The sequence below is a fragment of the Bradyrhizobium pachyrhizi genome (assembly GCF_001189245.1).
Classification (GTDB): Bacteria; Pseudomonadota; Alphaproteobacteria; order Rhizobiales; family Xanthobacteraceae; genus Bradyrhizobium; species Bradyrhizobium pachyrhizi.
Map to the genome: position 1 here is coordinate 444,616 of NZ_LFIQ01000119.1, position 23,354 is coordinate 467,969.

Here is a 23,354-nt window from a genome sequence, read left to right on the forward strand (position 1 = left end):
CTCGGTGATCACGTGGCTGACGTCGTCGCCATGGATCATGACGGGCGGCAGCGCGAAGCCGGCCGAGGCCGCGAGGTCGAACGCGTCGAGGCGCTCGACGAAGCTCGGCGCGCCGTTCGGCTGCCGGGTCTGGACCATCTGCACCACGAGCTTGCGGCCGCGCAGGCGCTCGCCTGCTTCCTCGCCGGCACGCAGCCAGGCAGCGCTGTCGTGGCGCCGGCCGCGCGGATCGGCGCCCATGTTCGGCGCGCCGCCGAAGCCGGTGATGCGGTCCTTGGTGGCGGTCGAGCTGTTACCCTCGGGATCGATCTGCAAGGTGCCGCCGACGAACAGATCGCAGGCATATTGTCCGGCGACCTGCGCCAACGCGCGGTTGGAGCGCAGATTGCCGTCGGCGCCGACCGGAAACACATCGGGACGGCTGGCGACATAGCGTTCCATGCCCAGCTCCGAGCCGAAGCAATAGACGTTGTCGACGAAGCCGGCTTCGATCGCGGGGATCAGCGTCGGATGCGGGTTGAGCACGAAATTCCGCGCGACCTTGCCCTTCAGCCCGCGCCTCGCGGCAAAGGTCGGCAGGATCAGCTCGATCGCCGCGGTGGCATAGCCGATGCCGTGATTGAGCCGTGTCACCTGATAAGGCTCATACACTGCTGCGATCGCCATCATCGCCATCAGGACGTTCTCGTCCCTGATCTTGGCGGGATCGCGCGTGAACAGCGGATCGATCGCATACAACTTCGGGCCGGGCACCACGACATCGACCCAGTCGCCGGGGATGTCAACGCGCGGCAGACGATCGACGATCTCGTTGACCTGCGCCACGACGACGCCGCCGCGGAACGCCGCGGCCTCGGCGATGGTGGGCGTGTCCTCGGTGTTCGGACCGGTGTACAGATTGCCGTCGCGATCGGCCTTGTCGGCAACGATGAGCGCAACCTGCGGCGTCAGGTCCACCAGCATCCGCGCGTAAAGCTCGAGATAGGTATGGATCGCGCCGATCCGCAGCGCCTTGGCGGCGACGAGTTCGGCAAGACGGCGGCTCTGCGGGCCGGCAAAGGCGAAGTCCAGGCGGTTGGCGATGCCGCGTTCGAACACCGCGAGATGATCGGGAAGCGCGAGCACCGACTGCACCATGTGCAGATCATGCACCCGCGCCGGGTTCACTCCGGCGAGGCACGCGGCCAGGAAGTCCGCCTGCTTCTGGTTGTCGCCCTCGAGCGCAACCCGGTCGCCGGATGCGATGACCGCCTCGAGCAGCTCGACCGCGCGGTCGGGCGGGCAGACCTTTCCGTTCGTGCCGCAGACAGCTCGCGCGCGCGCCAGACGCGCCGTGCGATCGGTTCGTGGTGTCGTCTCCGACATGATGGCCTCTCCTTGCTTGATCATCTGAAGCGAAGGTAGGCGGCCGGCATTGATAATAGAAACGATATTCTATAATATGATTGATTACAGATATGGATTAATCGATGCTCGACCTCGAACTTTTGCGGGCCTTCGTTGCGGTCGCCGATTGCGGCGGCTTCCACCGCGCCGCCGAGCAATTGCATCTGACCCAGTCGACCATCAGCCAGCAGATCAAGCGGCTAGAGCTCGAGACCCGGCGGCCGCTGTTCCGGCGCACGACGCGTAGCGTCGCATTGACCGACGAAGGCGAGATGCTGCTCGGCGACGCACGGCGTCTGTTGCAGCTGGAGGAGGCGGCGCGGCAGCGGCTGGTGGCGCCGCGGCTGTCCGGCGCGGTCCGTCTTGGCGTGGTCGAGGAAGTCGCCGGCGGCTCGCTGCCGTCGGCGCTCGGCCGCTTCGCCGCGCTGCATCGCGGCGTCAAGCTCGAGGTGCTGATCGGCGTCAGCGCCGAACTGATCGAGCAGCTCGATGCGGGACGGCTCGATCTGGTGTTCGCCAAGCGGCCGCTCGGAACGTCGAAAGGCCGCCTGGTGTGGCGCGAACCGCTGGTGTGGACCGCGGCGGAAACGTTCGATCTCGTTCCCGGCGCGCCGCTACCGCTGGCGCTGTACCGCGAACGATCGGTGTCGCGCGATGCCGCGCTCTCCGCGCTGCGCGACGGCGAGCTCGGCTGGGAGATCGTCTATACCAGCCCGAGCCTGACCGGCGTCCGCGCCGCCGCCGTCGCGGGACTTGCCATTACTCCGCTGCCGCTCAGCGCCGTCACCACGGGCCTGCGCATTCTCGGAATTGGCGACGGCCTGCCGCCGCTTCCCGATCTGGAATTCGCCATCTACGAGAAAAGACGGCCGGACAAGGCCTCGGAAGCGCTCGCCGATGCCTTGCTGACGTTGGCGCGCGGTCCGCTTCGCCCCACGATTTGAGCGCGCCGAACCGCGAATTGCGCCGCGCGCTGGTCTGCCTGCCAGCGGCAGACCCGAATGTTCCCGGCCGTTCCAACGAGATTCGTATTGAACGCTTGGGCTTAGGCAAATTTTAAACCGGGAGGCGTAGCTTACCCCTTGCGAGTTCAGTGGTTGAGAGTTTGTGAGTACGCCATGACAGAACCCCATCGCCCGAGGGTGAAATACGTCATCGGGCCTGACGGCAGCCCGTTAACGATTGCGGATTTGCCGGCCCCCGGTACCAAACGGTGGGTCATCCGCCGCAAGGCCGAAGTCGTCGCTGCGGTCCGCGGCGGCCTGCTCTCCCTCGAGGAAGCCTGCAGCCGCTACACATTGACCGTCGATGAATTCCTTTCCTGGCAGTTCTCGATCGACCAGCATGGTCTGGCCGGGCTGCGCACCACCCGCATCCAGCAATATCGGCAGTAATTCGACGCCGATCCTGTGGCATTTGACGAAAACCGGCCTCGCCTTGCGAAGCCGGTTTTTTTCATGTCCGCGATTTTGCCGCGGTCCTTAACCGTCGTTAACCATATGGAAACCATACCCTAGGCAATATTTGCCCAGTCGGACCCGCGCGGGCCGAATCCCTGGGGGCCGTTGGTGCAAAGTCTGGTTGCTTTCCTGAGAGGTCTTGGTGCGGCCCGCCTCGCGGCCATGATTGCAGTCACCGCGGCCCTGATCGGCTTCTTCGCCTTCGTCATCATGCGCGTCACCACGCCGCAGATGACCACCCTCTTCACCGACCTGTCGACCGAGGATTCCTCTGGAATCATCAAGGAGCTCGAGCGCCAGGCGATCCCGTTCGAGCTGCGCAATGACGGCGCCGCGATCATGGTGCCGAAGGACAAGGTGACCCGGCTCCGCATGAAGCTCGCCGAGGGCGGCATGCCCAAGGGCGGCGGCGTCGGCTACGAGATCTTCGACAAGTCGGATGCCCTGGGCACCACGAGCTTCGTCCAGAACATCAATCATCTGCGGGCGCTGGAGGGCGAGCTCGCCCGCACCATCCGCGCCATCGACCGCGTCCAGGCCGCGCGCGTCCATCTCGTACTGCCGGAGAAGCCGCTGTTCTCGCGCGAGACGCCGGAACCATCAGCTTCGATCGTGCTCAGGGTGCGCGGCGCGCTGGAGCCGCAGCAGATCCGGGCGATCCGCCACGTCGTCGCCTCCGCGGTCAACGGGCTGAAGCCGCAGCGGGTCTCGATCGTCGACGAGGCAGGCCAGCTGCTCGCCGACGGCGCCCAGTCCGATGCCGACGCCGCGGTCGGCGACGAGCGCCGCGCCGCCTTCGAGAAGCGGATGCGCAAGCAGGTCGAGGACATCGTCTCGTCGGTGGTCGGCGCCGGCCGCGCCCGCGTCCAGCTCTCCGCCGACTTCGACTACAACAAGATCACCCAGACCTCGGACAAGTTCGACCCCGAGGGACGGGTGCTGCGCTCGACCCAGACCCGCGAGGAAAGTAGCCTCACCGCCGACAATTCCGGCCAGGTCACCGTCGCCAACGAGCTGCCAGGCAGCCAGAACCAGGACAACGCCGCCCGCGCCCGCGACCAGAGCAAGAAGAGCGAAGAGACCAACAATTATGAGATTTCCCGCACCACCAAGACCGAGGTGACCGAGGCCGGCCGCGTCAACCGCATCTCGGTCGCGGTGCTGGTCGACGGCAGCTACTCCAAGAACGAAAAGGGCGAGCTGGTCTATCAGGACCGCACCAAGGAGCAGCTCGACCGCATCGCCGCTTTGGTCCGCTCCGCGATCGGCTTCGACCAGAAGCGCGGCGACCAGGTCGAGGTCGTCAACCTGCGCTTCGCCGAGCCGCCCGCCGCGCAGCCGATCGCCGAGCCGACCGGCCTGCTCGGCATGCTGCAATTCACCAAGGATGACGTGATGTACGTCATCGAGCTCGGCGTCATGATGATGCTCGGCCTCGTCGTGCTGTTCATGGTGGTCCGTCCGCTGGTCAAGCGCATCGTGGCGGCCGACGTCATTCCGGCGCTGACCGGCCCAGGCATGCCCGCGCTGGCCGAAGCCCCCGAGAGCACCGGCCCGCCCGGCCAGGCGCTGATCCCGAGCGGCAGCGGCGCGGCGCAATTGATCGACGTCGCCCAGATCCAGGGCCAGGTCCACGCCCAGGCCGTGCACCGGGTCGGCGAGCTCGCCGAACGCAATCCGAACGAAACCGTCTCCATCGTCCGTCAATGGCTGAGCGAGCCGGTAGAGAACTGACATGGCCGCCGTACCCCAGACCACCAACGCCAACGACATCGCCACCGTCCTCTCGACGCTGGCAAACCGGCAAAGCGCCCGGCCCAAGGGCAAGCCGCTGCCCGGCCCCAAGCGCGCGGCGATCCTGATGCTCGCGCTCGGCGAACAGTATGGCGGCAAGATCTGGTCGATGCTCGACGACGAGGAAGTCCGCGAGCTGTCTGTCCACATGTCGACGCTTGGCACCGTCGAGGCCGACGTGGTCGAGGACCTGATGCTGGAATTCGTCTCGCGGATGTCGGCCTCCGGCGCGCTGATGGGCAATTTCGACGCCACCGAGCGGCTGCTGCAGCAATACCTGCCGGCCGAGCGCGTCTCCGGCATCATGGACGAGATCCGCGGTCCGGCCGGCCGCAACATGTGGGAGAAGCTCTCCAACGTGCAGGAAGAGGTGCTCGCCAACTACCTCAAGAACGAATACCCGCAGACCATCGCCGTGGTGCTGTCGAAGCTGAAGCCGGAGCACGCCGCGCGCGTGCTCGCGATCCTGCCCGAGGACATCGCGCTCGACGTGGTCGGCCGCATGCTGCGGATGGAAGCGGTGCAGAAGGAAGTCATCGAGCGCGTCGAGCAGACGCTGCGCACCGAGTTCATGTCGAACCTGTCGCAGACCCGCCGCCGCGACGCCCATGAGGTGATGGCCGAGATCTTCAACAATTTCGACCGCCAGACCGAGACCCGCTTCATCACCTCGCTGGAAGAGGAAAATCGCGAATCCGCCGAGCGCATCAAGGCGCTGATGTTCACGTTCGACGATTTGATCAAGCTCGATACCGCCTCGGCCCAGACGCTGATGCGCAACATCGACAAGGACAAGCTCGGCGTCGCGCTGAAGAGCGCCAACGAGGAGGTGCGCAGCTTCTTCCTCGGCAACATGTCCTCGCGCGCCGGCAAGATGCTGATGGACGACATGGCCGCGATGGGCCCGGTGCGGCTGCGCGACGTCGACGAGGCGCAGGCCCTTCTGGTCAACCTCGCCAAGGATCTCGCCGCCCGCGGCGAGATCACGCTGACCAAGAACCGCGCCGACGACGAGCTGGTGTATTGATGGCCGCGCCCGCAAAATTCCTGTTCGACACGGATTTCTCGGCGCCAGACCGCGCGCGCGAACGCGCGCCGACGCCGGCCGAAGTCGCACAGAAGGTCGCCGACGCCGAGGCACGGGCCTATCGCGCCGGCTACGAGGCCGCGCTGCGCGAGGCCAAGGTCGAGAGCGACCGCCGCGCCGCGCAGGCGCTGGAGGAGATCGGCACCGCGATCAAGGGCATCGCGGCGCGCTTCGCCGGCATCGAGACGCGGATGGAGACCGAGGCCGTGGACGTCGCGGTGGCGGTCGCCCGCAAGCTTTGTTCCGAGCTGATCGCGCGCGAGCCGCTCGGCGAGATCACCGCGCTGGTCTCCGACTGCTTCTCGCATCTGGTGGCGACGCCGCATCTCGTGGTCCGCATCAATGACGCGCTCTACGAGGCGGCGCATGACAATATCGAGCGGATGGCGGCGCATTCCGGCTTTCAGGGCCGGCTGGTGATCCTGGCCGAGCCGACGATTGCGACCGGCGACTGCCGGATCGAATGGGCCGATGGCGGCGTCGTGCTGGAGCGCGCCGCGATCGAAGGCAAGATCAACGAACTCGTCGGGCGCTATCTGGCGTCCCGCGGCCAGGCCGGCTGAAGGCGATTGAGGGCTGAACCATGACCGACACCGACACCCAAGTCCCGCTTCCCGATCTCAATTCCGCCGACGCGCCCAGCATCGACGACATCGGCTACAACGAAGACGAGCATGCCGCGCGCATCGCGGCCGATCTGGAGGCCGTGTTCGACGTGCCGGTGCAGGTCTCGGCGGTGCTCGGCCGCTCCAAGATGGACGTCGGCGACCTCTTGAAGCTCGGACCGGGCACCGTGCTCGAACTCGACCGCCGCGTCGGCGAGGCGATCGACATCTACGTCAACAACCGCCTGGTGGCGCGTGGCGAAGTGGTGCTGGTGGAAGACAAGCTCGGCGTGACCATGACCGAAATCATCAAGGCAGAACGCTCTTAACAACTCAGGCGGTCACGCGCGGGACCTGCGCGACCAGACGAACAGGAGATCATCATGCGGCTTCTCATCGTTGGCACCCTGAAGGGCCAGCTCACGACCGCGACCAAGATCGCGATGGACAACGGCGCCTCGGTGACCCACGCCGAGGCCGCCGAACAGGCGATGAACGTGCTGCGCGGCGGCAAGGGCGCCGACCTCCTGCTGGTCGATGTCGGCCTTGACATCCGCGACCTCGTGATGCGGCTGGAAGCCGAGCACATCCACGTGCCAATCGTCGCCTGCGGCATCTCCAACGACGCGCGCGCCGCGGTCGCCGCGATCCATGCCGGCGCCAAGGAATACATCCCGCTGCCGCCCGACCCCGAGCTGATCGCAGCCGTGCTGGCCGCGGTCGCCAATGACGCGCGCGATTTGATCTACCGCGACGAGGCGATGGGCCGGGTGATCAAGCTGGCGCAGCAGATCGCGGGCTCGGACGCCTCCGTCATGATCACCGGCGAGTCCGGCACCGGCAAGGAAGTGCTGGCGCGCTACGTCCATTCCCGCTCGGCCCGCGCCAAGCGGCCGTTCATCTCGATCAACTGCGCCGCGATCCCCGAGCACCTCCTTGAATCCGAGCTGTTCGGCCATGAGAAGGGCGCCTTCACCGGCGCGGTCGCGCGCCGCATCGGCAAGTTCGAGGAAGCGACCGGCGGCACGCTGCTGCTCGACGAAATCTCCGAGATGGATGTCCGGCTGCAGTCCAAGCTGCTGCGCGCGATCCAGGAGCGCGTGATCGACCGCGTCGGCGGCACCAAGCCGGTCCCGGTCGACATCCGCATCATCGCGACCTCGAACCGCAACCTCTCGGAGGCGGTGCGCGAAGGCACCTTCCGCGAGGACCTGCTGTTCCGCCTCAACGTCGTCAACCTGAAGATTCCGCCTCTGCGCGACCGCCCGGCCGACATCCTCGAGCTGGCGCAGCATTTCGCCAGGAAATATGCCGAGGCCAACGGCATGCCGGTGCGTCCGATCTCGACCGATGCCCGCCGCATCCTGACCGCGAACCGCTGGCAGGGCAACGTCCGCGAGCTCGAGAACACCATTCATCGCTCGGTCCTGATCGCGCAGGGCGACGAGATCGGCGCTGAGGCGATCCTGACCCCCGATGGCGACCGCCTCGACCTTGCCAGGACCGCGCCCGCGGTCGCGCATGCCACGCTGGCCGCCGAGCAGGTCACCCGCGCGCTGGTCGGCCGCACCGTCGCCGATGTCGAGCGCGACCTGATCCTGGAAACGCTGAAGCACTGCCTCGGCAACCGCACCCATGCCGCCAACATCCTCGGCATCTCGATCCGCACGCTGCGCAACAAGCTGAACGAATATGCCGACGGCGGCATCCCGATCACCCCCGCCGGCAATGGCGCGCCCGACTATCAGCGCATGGCGAACGCCGGCTGAGAACGGGAAGCGGCGGGTTAGTCCCGCCGCTTGCCTCGCCTCACGAATAGCTGGGCGCGTCGGGCTTGCGGAAGATCCGGATTGGATCGCCGGGCGTGATATCGCGGCCGGTGAACGTCACATAGGCATAGAGCGCGAGATAGGCGACGGCGATCGCACCGACGAGATAGAACAGCCAGGTTCCCACGCGCTTCATCCAACGGTCACCTCTCCGAAACATCCGCGCCATTTAATGCGCCGATTGGGAAAGCGCCACGGCCAACATGCCGCGCCGGCCTCGGCGCCGTTCATCCCTTGAATCTTGCGGCAGGTTGCCTTATTCAATCTCCTATTGCGTTTACATTCTTAGACAACTGGAGAGTGATATGGCTCTTTATGCGCAGACCAGCGGCACCCTGTCCACGACCTCCGCGACTTTAACGCCGATGCAAGGCCTCAGCCTGACGATTCCGGAGGGCGTCGGCACCACCGCGATCATCACCCTTAACGTTCCGAATCCCTACGCCACGGGCAACGACATTCCGGGCGGCGTGTTCGGCGTCACCGTCAATGGCACGGTCTCGCCGGTCGTCGCAAGCTTCACCTATAACGAGACCCCGTCGAGTTTTGGCCGCATCCCGACCACGCTCGTCGTTGGCATTCCGCTGGCCAATGCAGCTCAGACCGTCCAGGCCGTATGGGCTGGCGTCCGCGGCAGCAATGTGATCATCGACAGCCCGGCATCGCTGAGCGCAGTTTTCTAAAGTCCGATCCGGATAACCACGTAAGCACGGCGCGCTAGCGCGGCCCTCGCACATGAACATGACGCGACGGCAGGCTGACCTCGGCCAGCCGTGCCGCGTCTTCCTCGTGGTCGATCGCGACATACTCGCCGTGCCAATACGCCAGCGCGGCGGTACGCTCTGACGCGATCACGTCGAGCACGCGGCCGATGACGATCACGTGCGAATGCCGTTCGATGGTCTCCTCGACCTCGCAATCAACCGCGGCGAGCGCGCCGACCAGCAGCGGGACGCCTGACGCGCGCGTCGTCCACGAGGCTCCGGTGAAGCGGTCCGCGCCCTTCAGCCCGCCCTTGCCGGTGAAGCGCTCGGCGATGTCGCGCTGGTCCGCGGCCAGGATGTTGACGCCGAACACGCCATGGCGCGCGATCAGCGGCCATGACGAGGCCGCGCGGTTGATGCTGACGATCAAGGACGGCGGCTCGACCGAGAGCGACGACACCGAGGTCACCGTCATTCCCGAGATATCCTTAGCCCGACCGGCCGTGATCACGCTGACGCCGCCGGTGAGGTGACGCATCGCGCCGCGGAATTCGGCGGCCGCAACCGCGGGCTCGATCGAAACATTGCGGACGACGGAATTCATGGCGACCTCACAGACTGTCTTCGCTGCCTTCGAGCAGATGCTTCAGAATCTCGCCCTCCAGCGCGGCGAGTTCGGCCGACCCGCGCCGGCGCGGCCGCGGCAGGTCGACCGCGACATCCTCGGCGATGCGGCCGTCCTCGATGACCAGCACGCGGTCGGCGAGCGCGACCGCCTCGGCGACGTCGTGCGTCACCAGGATCGCGGTAAAGCCCTGGTCGCGCCAGACCCGCTCCAGCAATTGCTGCATCGAGATCCGGGTCAGCGCGTCGAGTGCGCCGAGCGGTTCGTCGAATGCCAGCACGCGCGGCTGGCTGACCAGCGCCCGCGCCAGCGCCACGCGCTGCTTCTGCCCGCCCGAGAGCACCGACGGCCACTGGGTGCGCTTGTCGCCGAGCCCAACCTCGACCAGCGCGCGCTCGGCGCGCGCCTGCGCATCAGCAGACGAGCGCTCGCGCCCCAGCCCGACCTCGACATTGGACAGCACGCGCGCCCAGGGCAGCAGCCGCGGTTCCTGGAACATGACGCGGACGTCCTGTGCCCTCGGCTGTTCGCCGAAGGCGATGCTGCCCGCCGTCGGCGCGTCGAGGCCGGCGATCAGACGCAGCAGCGTGCTCTTGCCGCAGCCGCTGCGGCCCACGATCGCGACGAACTGGCCGGCCGGGATGTGCAGGTCGATGCTGCGCAGCACCTCGTTGTCGCCGAACGCCTTGCGCAGGCCGCGGATGGTCAGCGACAGGCCGCGGGCCGCGCCTTCCGGCACGCGCCGCAACTGACGCGCCTTCACGACGATCTCGGTGCGGTCGACCGGCTCGGCTTCAGCGGTTTCGAAACGAAGCGCTTCTTGCATTCTCATTCTCACTTCTTCTGGAAGGCGGGGTGCCACGACAGGGTCAGCCGCTCCAGCGCCCGCGAGGCGCTGTCGGCGAGCTTGCCGAGCAAGGCGTAGATCAGGATCGAGAGCACGACGACGTCGATCAGCATGAACTCGCGCGCCTGCATCGCCATGTAGCCGAGGCCCGACGAGGCCGCGATGGTCTCGGCGACGATCAGGGTCAGCCACATGATGCCGAGCGCGAAGCGCAGGCCGACGAAGATCGAGGGCAGCGCGCCGGGGAAGATCACCCGACGGAACAGCTCGCCGTCGGTCATGCCGTAGATGCGGCCCATCTCGATCAACTGCGGATCGACGGTGCGGATGCCGTGCAGCGTGTTGAGATAGATCGGGAAGAACACGCCGAGCGCGACCAGGAACAGCTTTGCCGATTCGTCGATGCCGAACCACAGGATGACGAGCGGGATCAGCGCCAGGTGCGGAATGTTGCGCACCATCTGCAAGGTGGTGTCGGTGAGTTTTGCCGACAGCTGCGACAGCCCGTTGGCGAGACCGAAGGCGAAGCCGATGCCGCCGCCGATCAAAAAGCCGATCGAGGCGCGCCAGAAGCTGACCCAGATGTTGCGGACCAGTTCGCCGGACAATAGCAGCTTCCATCCCGCCACCGCGACGTCAGTCGGCGCCGGCAACACCCGCGAGGGCACGTAGCCGGTGACGCAGGCGAGCTGCCACACCAGCACGATCGCGAGCGGCACGACCCAGGGGATCAGCCCGTCGACCTTCGGAAGTTTCGGCGCGCTGGAGCTGCTTCCGTTCCGATGGGATCGGAACGGAGCTGCAGATTTTTGTTTTGACGCGTTTTCTTCACGCGAACCGGCATCCACTTCGCTCGAAAACGCTTTGCGGCGTGGGAGTGAATCGATCAAGCTCATGATTGCGATGCCTGCTTCTGCGGACGGTAGTCGTTGCCGATGGTCTCACCGAACGGCCCGGTGTTGACGCGGATCGGCGTCACGTTGCCGCCCTGCGCCAGCGACAACAGCGGGAACACCAATTCGGCGAAGCGATAGGCTTCCTCGAGATGCGGATAGCCCGACATGATGAAGGTATCGACGCCGATGTCCTGGTACTCCTTGATCCGCGCGGCGACGGTCTCGGGATCGCCGACCAGCGCGGTGCCGGCTCCGCCACGCACCAGGCCGACGCCGGCCCACAGGTTCGGGCTGATCTCGAGCTTGTCGCGGCGGCCGCCATGCAGCTGCGCCATGCGCTGCTGGCCGACCGAGTCCATCCGCGCGAAGATCTTTTGCGCGGCGGCCACCGTGTCGTCGGTGACGTACTGGATCAGATCGTCGGCGGCGCGCCACGCCTCCGCATTGGTCTCGCGCACGATCACATGCAGGCGGATGCCGAACGAGAGCTTGCGGCCGCGCTGCGCCGCCACCGCCTTCACCTTGGCGATCTTCTCGGCGACTTGCGCCGGCGGCTCGCCCCAGGTCAGATATTTGTCGACGGCGTCGACCGCGACGTCGATGCCCGCATCCGAGGAGCCGCCGAAATACAGCGGCGGCCGCGGCGACTGCACCGGATTGAACAGCAGGCGGCCGTCCTCGATCCGGATTTGCTTGCCCTCGACATTGACGGTCTTGCCCGCCAGGAGATCGCTGTAGACGTTGAGGAACTCGCGGGTCACCGCGTAGCGCTCGTCATGATCGAGGAAAATGCCGTCGCCCTTGTTCTCGATCGGATCGCCGCCGGTGACGACGTTGATCAGCAGGCGGCCGTTCGACAGCCGGTCCAGCGTCGCGGTCATGCGTGCGGCGACGCTCGGCGACTGCAGGCCGGGCCTCACCGCCACGAGGTAGCGCAGGCGTTCGGTCCAGGGCGCAACGGCTGACGCCACCACCCAGGAATCCTCGCAGCTCCGCCCGGTCGGCAGCAGCACGCCGTAATAGCCGAGTTGATCCGCGGCCTGCGCGATCTGGCGCAGATAATTGAAGTTCACCTCGCGGCCGCCGATCGACGTGCCGAGATAGCGGCTGTCGCCGTGGGTCGGCAGGAACCAGAGGATGTTGGCGTTGGTTGGGGTGCTCACGTGCCCGGTCTCCATGCGACGTCGGAAATCTTGATCTGTTTCGGGATCAGGCCGAGCGCGAAGAACGCGTCGGCGACCTGCTGCTGGTCCGCGACCACGGCATCGGTGACCGGCTTGATGCCGTAGGCCTGCCGCTTCAGCGCGACCTCGACCACCGGCACCGACAGGCCGATGCTCGGCGCCAGCTGCTCGGCAACGGCGTGGATATCGCCCTTGGCCCAGTCATCGACCTCGCTCAGCTGCGCCAGCACGAGCTCGACGATCTTCGGATCGGCCTGCAGGAATTTCTTCGAGGCGAAGTAGAACTGATAGTTCGCGACAATGCCGGTGCCGTCTGCGACGGTGCGGGCGCCGGTCGCCGCCTCCGCCGCGGCCTGGAACGGATCCCAGATCACCCAGGCATCGACCGCGCCGCGCTCGAACGCCGCGCGCGCATCGGCCGGCGCCAGGAACACCGGCTCGATCTCGGAATATTTGACGCCGGCCTTCTCCAGCGCCTTCACCAGCAGATAGTGGACATTGGAGCCCTTGTTCAGCGCGACCTTCTTGCCCTTCAGGTCAGCGACCGATTTGATCGCGCTGTCCTTCGGCACCAGGATCGCCTCGCCCTTCGGCGCCGGCGGCTCATAGGCGACATACTGGATCGGCGCGCCGGCGGCCTGCGCGAAGATCGGCGGCGCCTCGCCGGTGTTGCCGAAATCGATCGCGCCGACATTGAGCGCCTCGAGCAGCGGCGGCCCCGACGGAAACTCGGTCCACACCACCTTGGTGCCGACCGCCTTCAGCTTTTCCTCGAGCGAGCCCTTGCTCTTGAGCAGCACCAGCTTGCCGTATTTCTGGTAACCGATGCGGACCACCTTCTCCTGGCCGTAGGAGGCGCTGACGGTTGCGGCGACGATGCTGAGCGACAGCACCGCGCGGGCGATCCAGCGTCGAAATAAACGCGTCATGGAACTATCCTCTGCATTGAAATGACCAAACGCGCGCCGATCAGGTCTGGGGATTGCGCCAGACGATGTCGCGGATCGCGATCTGCTTCGGGATCAGGCCGAGCTTGAAGAAGCGGTCGGCGACGCCCTGCTGAGTCGCGATGATATCGTCGGTCACGGGTCCGACCGAGAAGCCCGCCCGCTTCGCCGCGATGGTCTGGATATCGAGCGGCACGCCGGTGACGGCGGCCAGCGATTTGGCGACCTCATCGGGATGCGCCTGCGCCCATGCCGCGCTCGACGTCGTGACATCGACGATCTGCTGCAGGATCGCGCCGCGATTGCGGGCGAAGTCGCGGTTGGCGATGTAGAACGAGTTGGTCTTGGTGATGTCGCGCGTCTTGACCAGAATGCGGCCGTTCTGCTTGGTCTCGGCGATCGCGAAATACGGATCCCAGATCGCCCAGGCATCGATTCCGCCATTGGCAAAGGCCGGCCCGGCGTCCGGCGGCGTCAGATAGACCGGCGTGATGTCGTCATAGGTGAGCCCGGCCGTCTCCAGCGTCTGGATCACGACGTTGTGGGCGCTCGATCCCTTGGTGAAGCCGACGCGCTTGCCTTTGAGATCGACGATGGTGGCGATGGCCGAATTCTGCGGCACCAGAATGCCGGAGCCGTTGATGATGGGCTGAGCCGCGGCATAGACGATGGCCGCGCCGGCGGCCTGCGCGAAGATCGGCGGGGAATCGCCGACCGCGCCGTAATCGACGCTGCCGACATTCATCGCTTCCATCATCGGGGGGCCCGAGGAGAACTCGACCCATTTCACGCTGATGCCCTGCGGCTTGAAATGATTTTCCAAGGCCTCGCGCTGCCGCGTGATGACGAGCACGCCGTTCTTCTGGTAGCCGATACGAATATCCTTCGCGTCCGCCTGCGCCTGCGCGCCGCGTGACATCGCAGCAGTGGCGGCCGTGACGAGCGACAGCTGGAGGAACTCACGACGCTTCATTCCAAGACTCTCCTGACGATCAAGCGCGCTATCGCGCTGGACGATCATGCGATGTCGGGATGATGGGGCGCGCGAATGAAGCTGTCGAGCACCGCACAAAAATAGCGATGCCAGCACTTCGGCGCTGGCATCGCGCGTGCCGTTTCTTTTAAGGCGCGGATCGCGTGTAGCGAATTATTTTCCTCACGGAAACGCGAGGTCGCTGTACAGAAGCGTTTTCGAGCGAAGTGGGTACCGGTTCGCGCGAAGAAAACGCGTCCAACAAGAATCTGGAACATCGGCTCTGATTATCAGAGCCGATGCTCCAGCAATCGATCAGCCCGCAGCTGCCGCCTTCGAGCCGACATTGACCGCGAGTTTACCATAGCGGTCGGTGAACGCCTGGGTGTCGATCTCCTCGAGCTGGATCGAGCCGTCGAGCACGCCCTTCTTCCAGGCTTCGTGCTCGGGATCGTGCTGGAACTCCGGCATCACCTCTTTCGCGAACAGCTCGAGCGACTCGCAGATGTGTTCATGCGTGTTCTTGCCGGCCTGGTTGAGCAGGATCACCTGATCGATATGCGACGAGCGGAAGCGCCGCAGCTTCTTGCGCAAGGTCTCGGGCGAGCCGATCAGGCCGCCGCGCAGCGCGGCCTCCTGCGCCTCCGGATTGTCGCGCTTCCACTTGTTGTACTCGTCCCACATATTGACGGTGCCGGGCGCCGGCCGCTGCCGGTTCTGCGCCTGGCCGTAATAGCGCAGCGCGAACTGGAAGAAGGTCGCGCCGTCGGCGCGGCGGCGCGCCTCTTCATCCGTCTTCGCGCACATGAAGAACGAGACCAGCGCCATGTTCGGATTGATCTCGTAGTCGGCGAGCTTCTTCAGCCGCTTGGTGATCGCGTTGTAATAGGCGTGCACCCAGGCATGCGCCGCCTCGGCGCTGACGAACTGAAAGCCGAGCGCGCCGAACCCGTTCTGCCCGGCGCGTTCGATGGTCGGCAATTGCGAGCATGCCATCCAGAGCGGCGGATGCGGCTTCTGCACCGGCTTCGGCACGACATTGCGCAGCGGGATGTCGAAATATTTGCCGTGATGCTCGGTGCCGACCTTGCTGAACATCGGGAAGATCGCCTGCACGGCTTCCTCGAACACCTCGCGCTTGGTCTCCATGTCGCGGCCGAACGGCGTCAGCTCGGTGATCGAGGCGCTCTCGCCCATGCCGAACTCGCAGCGGCCGTTGCTCAAGAGATCGAGCACCGCGACCCGCTCGGCGACGCGGGCGGGATGATTGGTGGTGAGCTGGAAGATGCCGTGGCCGAGCCGGATGTTCTTGGTGCGCTGGCTCGCGGCGGCAAGGAAGGATTCCGGCGCCGGCGAGTGCGAATATTCCTCGAGGAAGTGGTGCTCCACGACCCAGGCGTAGTCGTAAGCGAGCCGGTCGGCGGTTTCCAATTGCGTCAGCGCGTTCTGGTAGAGCCTGAGCTCGTCGCCGTCGTTCCAGGGGCGCGGCAGTTGCAGCTCGTAAAAGATGCCGAATTTCATGGAGTCACTCCCAAGGTCGCTTGCTCGACCACTTGTCGTGGTCTCGACCGCTTGTTGTTTTGGGGCAGTCTAGTGGCGCTCCGGATCAAGTCTAGCCTCGGGGGCGAAACCCCAATTCCGCGCAGCGGGAGACGGCTTGATCGGAACGCATGAATGTTTAGCTTGTGCTGGCCTGAGTCGCGGCGCTATCGGTCGCGCGCTCACGCTTCCGAAAGCCCATGACCACCTTCACGCCGCATCAGGACACTGCGCTGAAAGCCGTTGCCGACTGGCTGAAAGCCAAGCCCGGCCGGAACGGCACGCCGCCGGTGTTCCGCCTGTTCGGCTATGCCGGAACCGGCAAGACCACGCTCGCCCGCCACATCGCCGAAGGTGTCGACGGCGAGGTGAAGTTCGCGGCCTTCACCGGCAAGGCGGCGCTCGTCATGCGCAACAAGGGCTGCGACAGCGCCTCCACGATCCATTCGTTGATCTACCGCGCCCGCGAGTCCGGCGTCGAGCAGCCGAGCTTCGAGCTCTGGGACGATGCGCCGGCATCGAAGGCGAAGCTGATCGTGATCGACGAGTGCTCGATGGTCGATGCCGAGCTCGGCCGCGATTTGATGTCGTTCGACTGCCCGCTGCTGGTGCTCGGCGATCCCGCGCAATTGCCGCCGATCCAGGGCGGCGGCTTCTTCACCGACGCCGAGCCCGACGCGATGCTGACCGAGGTGCACCGCCAGGCGCAGGACGATCCGATCGTGCGGATGTCGATGGATATCCGCGAGGGTCGCGAACTCGAGATCGGCCGCCATGGCGAGAGCGAGGTGGTGTCGCGCAAGGAGCTCGATCCGGACCGCGTGATGAGCGCCGACCAGGTGCTGGTCGGCCGCAACAACACCCGCCGCGCCTACAACATGCGGGTGCGGCAGCGGCAGAACATCGAGGATCCGCTGCCGGTCGCCGGCGACAAGCTGGTCTGCCTGCGCAACAACCGCAAGAAGGGCCTGTTCAACGGCGGCCTGTGGCGGGTCAAGGCGCGCGCGCAGTCGAAATCCAGGATCATCACCATGCGCGTGATGCCGGACGAGGACTTCGGCTACAAGGTCACCAAGGTCTCGGTGCGCGGCGAATGCTTCGACGGCGGCGTCGAGGGCGTGCCGTGGGAGCAGCGCAAGCCCTATGACGAGTTCGACTACGGCTATGTGCTGACCGTGCACAAGTCGCAGGGCTCGCAATGGGACGACGTCGTGCTGTTCGACGAGAGCTTTGCGTTCCAGGACTCGCGCGCGCGGTGGCTGTACACGGGGATCACGCGGGCCGCGAAGCGGCTGAGCATCGTAGTTTGATCGTCCCGCAGGCACCGACGTCATCCTGACAGCAGGTGAGTGTGTGACACCAGCAATCAGCGTCGTCCTGGCGAAAGCCAGGACCCATTACCCCGGCTGCTTGTTGCTGCGGGACGCTGGGGCCACGATGCCGCCTAAAGTTACATTTGGTGGTTAGGGGTCCTGGCTTTTGCCGGCACGACGTGAAGAGGCCGCGGGCAAAAATCCATCACCGTCATCCCTGAACCTCGCTGATTTCCCTCACGAAACCGTGTGGCCGGCGCCGTAACAAAACGCCTCCTCGCCCGTATTTTGAAGCGTTGGAGCTGCCCGGCCTGATTGGCCAATGCCGGCTCCCGCTCTACACTGGCCCCAATTGCGATCCCACGAGGAACCCATGCCCAAAAGCTCCCTCAGCCGCCTCTCGCTGTGCGCCGCCGCGATCGGCGCGCTGGCCGTCACAGCTTTTGCCGTTGCGCCCTCGCTTGCCGCCGAGGACGCCGTGATCATCCCGCCGCCGGCCGCGAGCGCGCCGGAATCCGGCATCAAGACCGCGGTGCTGGCCGGCGGCTGCTTCTGGGGTGTGCAGGGTGTGTTCCAGCACACCGCCGGCATCGTCAGCGCGGTGTCCGGCTACTCCGGCGGCAGCAAGGCGAACGCCGATTACGAGAAGGTCTCGACCGGCAACACCGGCCACGCGGAATCGGTCGAGATCAAATACGACCCGCAGAAGATCTCCTACGGCAAGATCCTGCAGATCTTCTTCTCGGTCGTGCACGACCCGACCCAGCTGAACCGGCAGGGCCCGGATTCCGGCACGCAATATCGCTCGGCGATCTTCACCACCAGCGACGAGCAGAAGAAGGTGGCGGACGCCTATATCGCCCAGCTCAACGCCGCCAAGGTCTACAGGAAGCCGATCGTCACCAAGGTCGGCGCGCTGGAGGCGTTCTATCCGGCTGAGGGCTACCACCAGGACTATCTGACGCTGCACCCGAACCAACCCTATATTGCCTATAACGACATCCCGAAGGTCGAGAACCTGAAGAAGATCTTCGCGGAGAATTACATCGAGAAGCCGACGCTGGTGGGCAGCACCAAGGTCACCAACTGAGCATCTCGCAAAGGAGGTTGAATGTCCGATACCAAGACCGACGGCAAGGTCCGCAAGAGCGAGGCCGAGTGGCGCGAGGAATTGACGCCGATGCAGTACGCCGTGCTGCGCGAGAAAGCGACCGAGCGGCCCTTCACCGGCGAATACGAGCATGATCCCCGCAAGGGCACCTATGTCTGCGCCGGCTGCGGGCAGACGCTGTTCGAATCCGACCAGAAGTTCGATTCCGGCTGCGGCTGGCCGAGCTTCTCCAAGCCCTCGGTCGAGAGCCATGTCGACGAGGAGCGCGACATGAGCCACGGCATGATCCGCACCGAGGTGCTGTGCTCGAAATGCGACGGCCATCTCGGCCACGTCTTCAACGACGGCCCCGGCCCGACCGGCCTGCGCTACTGCATCAACTCGGCGGCGCTGAAGCTGAACGAGAAGAAGTAACGGCGGCCACCATGCCGCGCCCCACGCGACCAACAGGCCGGTCGCGTGGGGCTTTGTTTTGGCTCCGGCCCCCGGCAACATCCTCGTGATCGGCTGACGGTCTTAACGACTCGCAGGCCGGAATGTGCTTTGCTCGGTATTCGCGGGGCCATAGGCGTCTCGCCGTGCGGCTGCCGCCTGTTCTGAGGAGGGCGCCATGTCGCTTGGACTGATCCTCATCATCCTTTTGCTGATTATCCTGCTGGGCGGCTATAGCGGCCGAATTCGTGGCTATGGCTATGGCCTCGGCCACTCCGGAATGGGCCTTTTCGGGGTGATTTTGATCGTGGTCGCGATCCTGGCCTGGCTCGACAAGATTTGAGCACCATAAGCCATTGAAATAAAATGATTTATCTGGCCGCCCCCCGTGCTATGCGCGGATTCAGCATGTGCCCTGTCGGGGGCTCTTCTGGGGTCGCATTTTTGTCAAAGAGGCCTATATTAGGGGTCGAAATGACATGTACGGCGCGCCGCCGATAATAGGCCGCCGTCCCCCAAAATCCCTTTCGCAACGCCAACTGAAAAGAACACAAGAGGTCGTCGACCATGCGTCCCCTGCGTCCGTTCAACTATAACACATCCGCCGAACTGTTCCCCGCCGCGATCCGCAAGAAGAAGCGGGCGGGTTTCGCCTACCGCCGTTTCGGCACCGCTGCCGAGGCCGTGCAGTTCGCGATGGAGCAGTTGCCGGCGGACTCGCTGAACGGCGCCTATCTCCAGGTCGAGGAAGCCCGTTTCGACCAGAACGGCATCCGCTCGCTCTATGAGAGCGAGGCCTTCCCGCTGCCGCGTCGTCCGCGCCCGGCCGCCAGCCAGACCGACGCTGACGCCGCATAAGTTTTCTGCTCTTCGCTCAACGAAAAGCCCTCGGATCGATCCGGGGGCTTTTGTTTTGAGGGACATCTATTTGCGCATGATCTCCGCGCAAACGCCTTGCGTTTGTCGCGAGGGAAAACCGCTGCACACTTTTCCGGATTATGCGCGGCGCGGCTGCTTGTCGAGCCAGCGCCGCAGCATCCGCACATTGCGGATATTGGCGCGGAACATGACGTCGAAGGCATCGCCCGCCACCGGCACCATGCCGATCACGCCGTCGACGGCGACGTTGGCGAGCATCCGCGCGGTGATGTGCCAGGGCGCGCCCAGCAAACGGGCCTCGCGCACCAGCCACAGCGAGATCGCGGTGGTGATGATATCGCCGACCACCGGGATCAGGCCGATCAGCCCGTCGATGCCGTAGCGCACATTGGTGCCCGGAACGATGAAGGCGACGTCGAGCAGCTTTGCGATCGTCTCCAGCCGCGCCAGCCGCTGCTCGCGGGTCAGATTGCCGAACGGATTGGCGGTGGTGTTGCGGAAATCGAACTGGAAGCCTTCCTGAAAGCCTTGCTGAAAGCCTTGGAACTGCGGATGCAGCGGGCCATCGGCGAGCTCGCGCCCATCCTGGTCGATGACCTTGCCGCGCGCCTGCGCGCCGCCAAAAGGCGGCCGCGATCGCGCGGCGTTGGGCGTGAAGATGTCGTCTTGGGGCATGGTCATCACATGGTAACGCAGGCAGGCGGTTCAAGTTGCGTCACATTACCACTGTGTCACCTTCAAGGCCTGTTACCTCGAGGCTCTGCCGTGTTCGTTTCAGTAGACGCCCTTGTTCATGGTTCTGAGCCGCTGCGCCAGCGTCCTCATGACCTTCAGGGCAAAATGCGGCGTCTGGCTCACGAGGAAGAGGAACTGCTTTTCCGAGACCGGGACGAGCTCGACATCCGTGAGCGCCGTGGCGGTCGCGCTCCTTGGCTCATTGTCGATCAACGCCATCTCGCCGAAGATCGTGTCGGGCGCCAGATCCGCCATGGTCTTGTTGCCGACCTGAATGCGCACATAGCCGCTCTTGATCACGAAGAGCTCGTTGGCCTGCTCCCCCTCGCGAAAAATAATGCCGCCGGCTCGGACCAGGCGCGTTTCGATACTGTTGCCCGTCAGAAGGCTGAAGCTTGCATCTGCCACTCGAAATTCCTTTCCCCGAATCCGGACGCAGATCCGGTACGTCCCGGTCGTCTGCAGCAACGGCTGAAATAAATGCGCGAACACAGAATAGAGCAGGCCCGGGATCGGCATCGCCACTGCCCCGGGCGGCCGCGGGTCGCGAGGACGAACGCGGACATGACATTGGGACTACGTTTGCATGACGATGATATGACAGTTGTGTGAAGGTAGCCGGACCTCCGGCGTCTCGCGCGCTGATACGATGACTGCAAGGGGCGATCTATTCCGCGCCGTGCGTTGAGCGCGGCCCCTGTCCGATCGCGACGTGCTCATTTCGCGGTTGGTCAGAAGTCGCCGAACGCGACTTCTGCTTTTCCCTTGGTACTGAGCAGCTGCCCTAATGCTGGGAAGCCGGCTGCGCCGGCGCGTGCAGCTCTTCGGCATATTTGTGCGCCAGCCAGGACGTGATCACGCCCGGGATGAAGCCGACCATTCCGTACAGGATGAACTGCACCGCGCCGCTCTCGGAGCCGTGCGAGGCGTAGGTCAGCGCCGCGCCAACGAACGCCACCGCGCCGACGAGCAGCATCCGCACCACCGGCGCAATCCGCTTCACATGCATCAAGATGTCGTCGATCGCACCGAACATCAGCGACGGCACGATGCCGAACAGATAATTGTATTGCAGCGACTTCACGAACACGACGAGCAGCTTGGTCACCTCGCCGCCATTGGTCTCGGTCCAGTAGCCGGACTGATAGGTGGTCATGAGCAGCAGCAGGAAGCCGCCGATGAACGGCCCGATGGCTGCGAAGATCAGATAGCGTTTCATGGCGTGCCCTTGCCCGACGTCAACCAAGTGTAACGCGGTCGCGCGACGGTTCTAGGGAAAAATCGAAAGCCGCGGCGATGTTCCGGAGCTCTGCGCGTCGAATGCGCTGCAACAGCCGCCGATCTTGCTGCGATACGGAATCGCCCGGACGAAGCCGGGCGATGACATTGCTGGCGACCGGGGCGTGAGCTAAGGCCGCTACTCGCCCCACGCCGCGAACGCCTCGTTGAAGGCTCGCTCGCCGGGGGCGCCCTTCTCGATCGCGATGATGGCGCGGCGCTGGTTGGTGTAGACCAGCGGCACGTCGAACCAGGAGCGCTCCTTCAGGAGCTGCAGATTGCGCGAGCGGTCGGCGTCGACATTGGAGAGGCCGACCAGGAAGAAGCCGTCGGTGACCTTGACCGCGAGCCCGGCCAGCGGCGTGCCGCGCGCCTGCTCGTTCGACTTCATCAGGATGCCCGGCACGTTGCCGACGCCGCCATTGGCGAAGTCCTGCGGCAGGATGAAGGTCAATTCCGCGGTATGGCTCGCCGGCAGCGATGAATCGGTGTTGCGGCGGAACGACATCGTCATCTTGAACTTGCGATCGGGGATGTCGATGTCGGCGCGCACGGCGATGTCGGGCTTCTGATTGCCCGATCCCTTGACCTGCTCGGTGCGCCAGACCACCGAACCGACATACTGCTTGCCCTTCGGATCCGACGGATCCTCGTCATACAGCACCACGCGCTGCGCCACCGGGGCGACCGTCTCGCCCGACGAGGGCTGGCCGACGCGGTCGGTGATCTTCTTGCTCGCAGGCGTCGACGCGGCATCCTTCGGCGCCTCGACCGGGGCCGAGGATTTGAACAGGCTGCTGACAAGGGTCATGGCCTGCTGCCGGAACAGGATGCCGGTGCCGACCAGGATCAGCAGGATGCCGATCACGATCGCGGTCTTGAACGGGAACATCGACCCGACGCGCGGCGGCTTCTTCGGCTCGCGCTCGCCGTTGCCGCCCCGCGACCGCTGCGGCGGCGGACCCTGCGGCGGCTGCGGGGTGTAGCGCTCGGCCTCCTCGATCGACTCGTCGTAGGAATACGGCGCCTCGGGATCGCCGCCGCGATTCTCAAGGCTCGGCTCGAGCCGGTCGAACTCAGGCGAGGGCGACGGCACGTTGGCGTAGGTCTTGCGCGCGTTGCGGCTGGCTTGCGCCGCAGCACGGCCGAGATCGTCGGCGTCGGCGGTGATGTCGCGGAAGCCGCGCACGCCCGGCGCGGCCGGCGGCACCGGCGGCGGCGCGCCTTCCGGACCGCGGCGGGGTGGGCCCGGCCGGGCCGGCGGCGCCTGGGTCTCGGGCGGGACCGGCGGGTTCTGCGGCCGCGGCGGGGCCGGCGGCGGCGTGTCGGGGCGCAGATTGCGCGGCGGACGGGGTTCGGCCGGGGGCCGCGGGCGCGCGGCGGTGTCGGCGGGGCTGGCCTCGGGCGGCCTTGTATTTGCCTCCGGCGGTCTTGCATTGGCGCGGCTGCCGCGGGCAGCGGCAGCGCCACCGGGGCGGGAGGCCTCGCGGGCACGCTGCGCCGCCTCGGACTCGACCTTGCGAACCGCCTCTTCCAGCGACAGCCGTTCGCGGGTGATCTCGGACTCGGAGAGCGGCGGCTGCACGCCGCGGAGCTGCTGGATCAAGGCCGTTCGCGCCCGCGCATACAGCGCACGGCGGGCTTCGCCGGGGGCGTTGGGGTCCAATCCGGCGATGGCGCGGGCGATCAGCGGGTAGTAGTCAGCCATTTCCACACAATTGGAGGGATAT

At 65.6% G+C, this 23,354-nt stretch carries 27 protein-coding genes; 13 read left to right on the top strand and 14 right to left on the bottom strand.

The features are described from left to right. On the bottom strand, nucleotides 1–1,389 hold a 1,389-nt coding region (locus tag AKL29_RS36980), incomplete at its 3' end, for a malonate decarboxylase subunit alpha (RefSeq protein WP_244482628.1). Nucleotides 1,390–1,469: 80 nt separating this feature from the next. On the opposite strand from AKL29_RS36980, the gene AKL29_RS36985 reads away from it, so the two are divergent. The 7 genes from AKL29_RS36985 to flbD all read left to right on the top strand — a co-directional run bounded on the left by AKL29_RS36985 (nucleotide 1,470) and on the right by flbD (nucleotide 8,101). Further along, nucleotides 1,470–2,330 (top strand): LysR substrate-binding domain-containing protein, encoded by an 861-nt coding sequence (locus AKL29_RS36985; protein ID WP_050387537.1) that lies wholly within the window; start codon nucleotides 1,470–1,472, stop codon nucleotides 2,328–2,330. 174 nt (nucleotides 2,331–2,504) lie between these two features. Beyond that, nucleotides 2,505–2,780 (top strand): CtrA inhibitor SciP, encoded by a 276-nt coding sequence (gene sciP / locus AKL29_RS36990; RefSeq protein WP_002714638.1) that lies wholly within the window; start codon nucleotides 2,505–2,507, stop codon nucleotides 2,778–2,780. 174 nt (nucleotides 2,781–2,954) lie between these two features. Next, complete coding sequence (gene fliF / locus AKL29_RS36995; RefSeq protein WP_050387601.1) at nucleotides 2,955–4,580, top strand: flagellar basal-body MS-ring/collar protein FliF; 1,626 nt, start codon at nucleotides 2,955–2,957, stop codon at nucleotides 4,578–4,580. A 1-nt stretch (nucleotide 4,581) separates the two neighbouring features. Next, nucleotides 4,582–5,667 carry a flagellar motor switch protein FliG gene (fliG, locus tag AKL29_RS37000; protein WP_018273552.1) on the top strand — a complete coding sequence of 362 codons (1,086 nt, stop codon included), beginning with the start codon at nucleotides 4,582–4,584 and terminating at the stop codon, nucleotides 5,665–5,667. Continuing rightward, on the top strand, nucleotides 5,667–6,290 hold the full coding sequence (locus AKL29_RS37005) for a FliH/SctL family protein (protein WP_018273553.1): 624 nt from the start codon (nucleotides 5,667–5,669) through the stop codon (nucleotides 6,288–6,290). The genes fliG and AKL29_RS37005 overlap by 1 nt, the downstream gene beginning before the upstream one ends. 20 nt (nucleotides 6,291–6,310) lie before the next feature. Continuing rightward, the gene (gene fliN, locus AKL29_RS37010; RefSeq protein WP_050387538.1) at nucleotides 6,311–6,661 is read left to right on the top strand and encodes a flagellar motor switch protein FliN; all 351 of its coding nucleotides are present in this window, start codon (nucleotides 6,311–6,313) and stop codon (nucleotides 6,659–6,661) included. Nucleotides 6,662–6,715: 54 nt separating this feature from the next. Continuing rightward, a complete protein-coding gene (gene flbD, locus AKL29_RS37015; RefSeq protein WP_050387539.1) occupies nucleotides 6,716–8,101 on the top strand; it encodes a sigma-54-dependent transcriptional regulator FlbD in 1,386 nt (461 codons plus the stop codon). A gap of 40 nt (nucleotides 8,102–8,141) precedes the next feature. Here flbD and AKL29_RS43555 read toward each other — a convergent pair whose 3' ends face one another. Beyond that, nucleotides 8,142–8,297, bottom strand: coding sequence for a hypothetical protein (locus AKL29_RS43555; RefSeq protein ID WP_016844338.1), 156 nt, complete (start codon nucleotides 8,295–8,297; stop codon nucleotides 8,142–8,144). 169 nt (nucleotides 8,298–8,466) lie between these two features. On the opposite strand from AKL29_RS43555, the gene AKL29_RS37020 reads away from it, so the two are divergent. After that, on the top strand, nucleotides 8,467–8,844 hold the full coding sequence (locus tag AKL29_RS37020) for a hypothetical protein (protein ID WP_016844337.1): 378 nt from the start codon (nucleotides 8,467–8,469) through the stop codon (nucleotides 8,842–8,844). Nucleotides 8,845–8,878: 34 nt separating this feature from the next. Here the strand turns inward: AKL29_RS37020 and AKL29_RS37025 are convergent, their stop codons facing one another. From AKL29_RS37025 to AKL29_RS37055, 8 genes are all read right to left on the bottom strand, one after another. Continuing rightward, nucleotides 8,879–9,469 (bottom strand): flavin reductase family protein, encoded by a 591-nt coding sequence (locus tag AKL29_RS37025; protein ID WP_050387540.1) that lies wholly within the window; start codon nucleotides 9,467–9,469, stop codon nucleotides 8,879–8,881. A 7-nt stretch (nucleotides 9,470–9,476) separates the two neighbouring features. Further along, nucleotides 9,477–10,316, bottom strand: a complete 840-nt coding sequence (locus AKL29_RS37030) for an ATP-binding cassette domain-containing protein (RefSeq protein WP_050387541.1) — start codon at nucleotides 10,314–10,316, stop codon at nucleotides 9,477–9,479. 8 nt (nucleotides 10,317–10,324) lie between these two features. Further along, nucleotides 10,325–11,071 (bottom strand): ABC transporter permease subunit, encoded by a 747-nt coding sequence (locus tag AKL29_RS37035; protein WP_050387602.1) that lies wholly within the window; start codon nucleotides 11,069–11,071, stop codon nucleotides 10,325–10,327. Nucleotides 11,072–11,229: 158 nt separating this feature from the next. Further along, nucleotides 11,230–12,411 carry an FMNH2-dependent alkanesulfonate monooxygenase gene (gene ssuD / locus AKL29_RS37040; RefSeq protein ID WP_152977921.1) on the bottom strand — a complete coding sequence of 394 codons (1,182 nt, stop codon included), beginning with the start codon at nucleotides 12,409–12,411 and terminating at the stop codon, nucleotides 11,230–11,232. Continuing rightward, nucleotides 12,393–13,346, bottom strand: a complete 954-nt coding sequence (locus AKL29_RS37045; protein ID WP_050387542.1) for a sulfonate ABC transporter substrate-binding protein — start codon at nucleotides 13,344–13,346, stop codon at nucleotides 12,393–12,395. Before AKL29_RS37045 ends, ssuD begins: the two co-directional genes overlap by 19 nt. A gap of 40 nt (nucleotides 13,347–13,386) precedes the next feature. Further along, nucleotides 13,387–14,337 carry a sulfonate ABC transporter substrate-binding protein gene (locus tag AKL29_RS37050; protein WP_050387543.1) on the bottom strand — a complete coding sequence of 317 codons (951 nt, stop codon included), beginning with the start codon at nucleotides 14,335–14,337 and terminating at the stop codon, nucleotides 13,387–13,389. A gap of 44 nt (nucleotides 14,338–14,381) precedes the next feature. After that, a complete protein-coding gene (locus AKL29_RS42500; RefSeq protein WP_152977922.1) occupies nucleotides 14,382–14,615 on the bottom strand; it encodes a hypothetical protein in 234 nt (77 codons plus the stop codon). A gap of 37 nt (nucleotides 14,616–14,652) precedes the next feature. Then, nucleotides 14,653–15,858, bottom strand: coding sequence for an LLM class flavin-dependent oxidoreductase (locus tag AKL29_RS37055; protein WP_050387544.1), 1,206 nt, complete (start codon nucleotides 15,856–15,858; stop codon nucleotides 14,653–14,655). Between the two features lie 218 nt (nucleotides 15,859–16,076). Here AKL29_RS37055 and AKL29_RS37060 point away from each other — a divergent pair, with 218 nt between their 5' ends. The 5 genes from AKL29_RS37060 (at nucleotide 16,077) to AKL29_RS37075 (ending at nucleotide 19,590) form a co-directional block, all read left to right on the top strand. Next, nucleotides 16,077–17,186, top strand: coding sequence for an ATP-dependent DNA helicase (locus AKL29_RS37060; protein WP_050387545.1), 1,110 nt, complete (start codon nucleotides 16,077–16,079; stop codon nucleotides 17,184–17,186). Between the two features lie 376 nt (nucleotides 17,187–17,562). Next, the gene (gene msrA, locus AKL29_RS37065) at nucleotides 17,563–18,279 is read left to right on the top strand and encodes a peptide-methionine (S)-S-oxide reductase MsrA (RefSeq protein WP_050387546.1); all 717 of its coding nucleotides are present in this window, start codon (nucleotides 17,563–17,565) and stop codon (nucleotides 18,277–18,279) included. 21 nt (nucleotides 18,280–18,300) lie between these two features. Continuing rightward, nucleotides 18,301–18,714, top strand: coding sequence for a peptide-methionine (R)-S-oxide reductase MsrB (gene msrB, locus AKL29_RS37070; protein WP_050387547.1), 414 nt, complete (start codon nucleotides 18,301–18,303; stop codon nucleotides 18,712–18,714). 196 nt (nucleotides 18,715–18,910) lie between these two features. Continuing rightward, entirely contained in the window at nucleotides 18,911–19,075 is a 165-nt protein-coding gene (locus tag AKL29_RS41395; RefSeq protein ID WP_016844323.1) for a DUF3309 family protein, read from the top strand. A gap of 224 nt (nucleotides 19,076–19,299) precedes the next feature. Continuing rightward, nucleotides 19,300–19,590, top strand: a complete 291-nt coding sequence (locus tag AKL29_RS37075; protein WP_016844322.1) for a hypothetical protein — start codon at nucleotides 19,300–19,302, stop codon at nucleotides 19,588–19,590. A 138-nt stretch (nucleotides 19,591–19,728) separates the two neighbouring features. On the opposite strand, the gene AKL29_RS37080 is transcribed toward AKL29_RS37075, so the two are convergent. The 4 genes from AKL29_RS37080 to AKL29_RS37095 form a co-directional block, all read right to left on the bottom strand. After that, on the bottom strand, nucleotides 19,729–20,292 hold the full coding sequence (locus AKL29_RS37080) for a DUF4112 domain-containing protein (protein WP_050387548.1): 564 nt from the start codon (nucleotides 20,290–20,292) through the stop codon (nucleotides 19,729–19,731). A 93-nt stretch (nucleotides 20,293–20,385) separates the two neighbouring features. Then, a complete protein-coding gene (locus AKL29_RS37085; protein WP_050387549.1) occupies nucleotides 20,386–20,865 on the bottom strand; it encodes a Crp/Fnr family transcriptional regulator in 480 nt (159 codons plus the stop codon). A gap of 265 nt (nucleotides 20,866–21,130) precedes the next feature. Continuing rightward, nucleotides 21,131–21,565 carry a DUF5413 family protein gene (locus AKL29_RS37090; protein WP_028333472.1) on the bottom strand — a complete coding sequence of 145 codons (435 nt, stop codon included), beginning with the start codon at nucleotides 21,563–21,565 and terminating at the stop codon, nucleotides 21,131–21,133. A 198-nt stretch (nucleotides 21,566–21,763) separates the two neighbouring features. Next, nucleotides 21,764–23,332, bottom strand: a complete 1,569-nt coding sequence (locus AKL29_RS37095) for a hypothetical protein (RefSeq protein ID WP_050387550.1) — start codon at nucleotides 23,330–23,332, stop codon at nucleotides 21,764–21,766. Nucleotides 23,333–23,354: the final 22 nt, after the last annotated feature.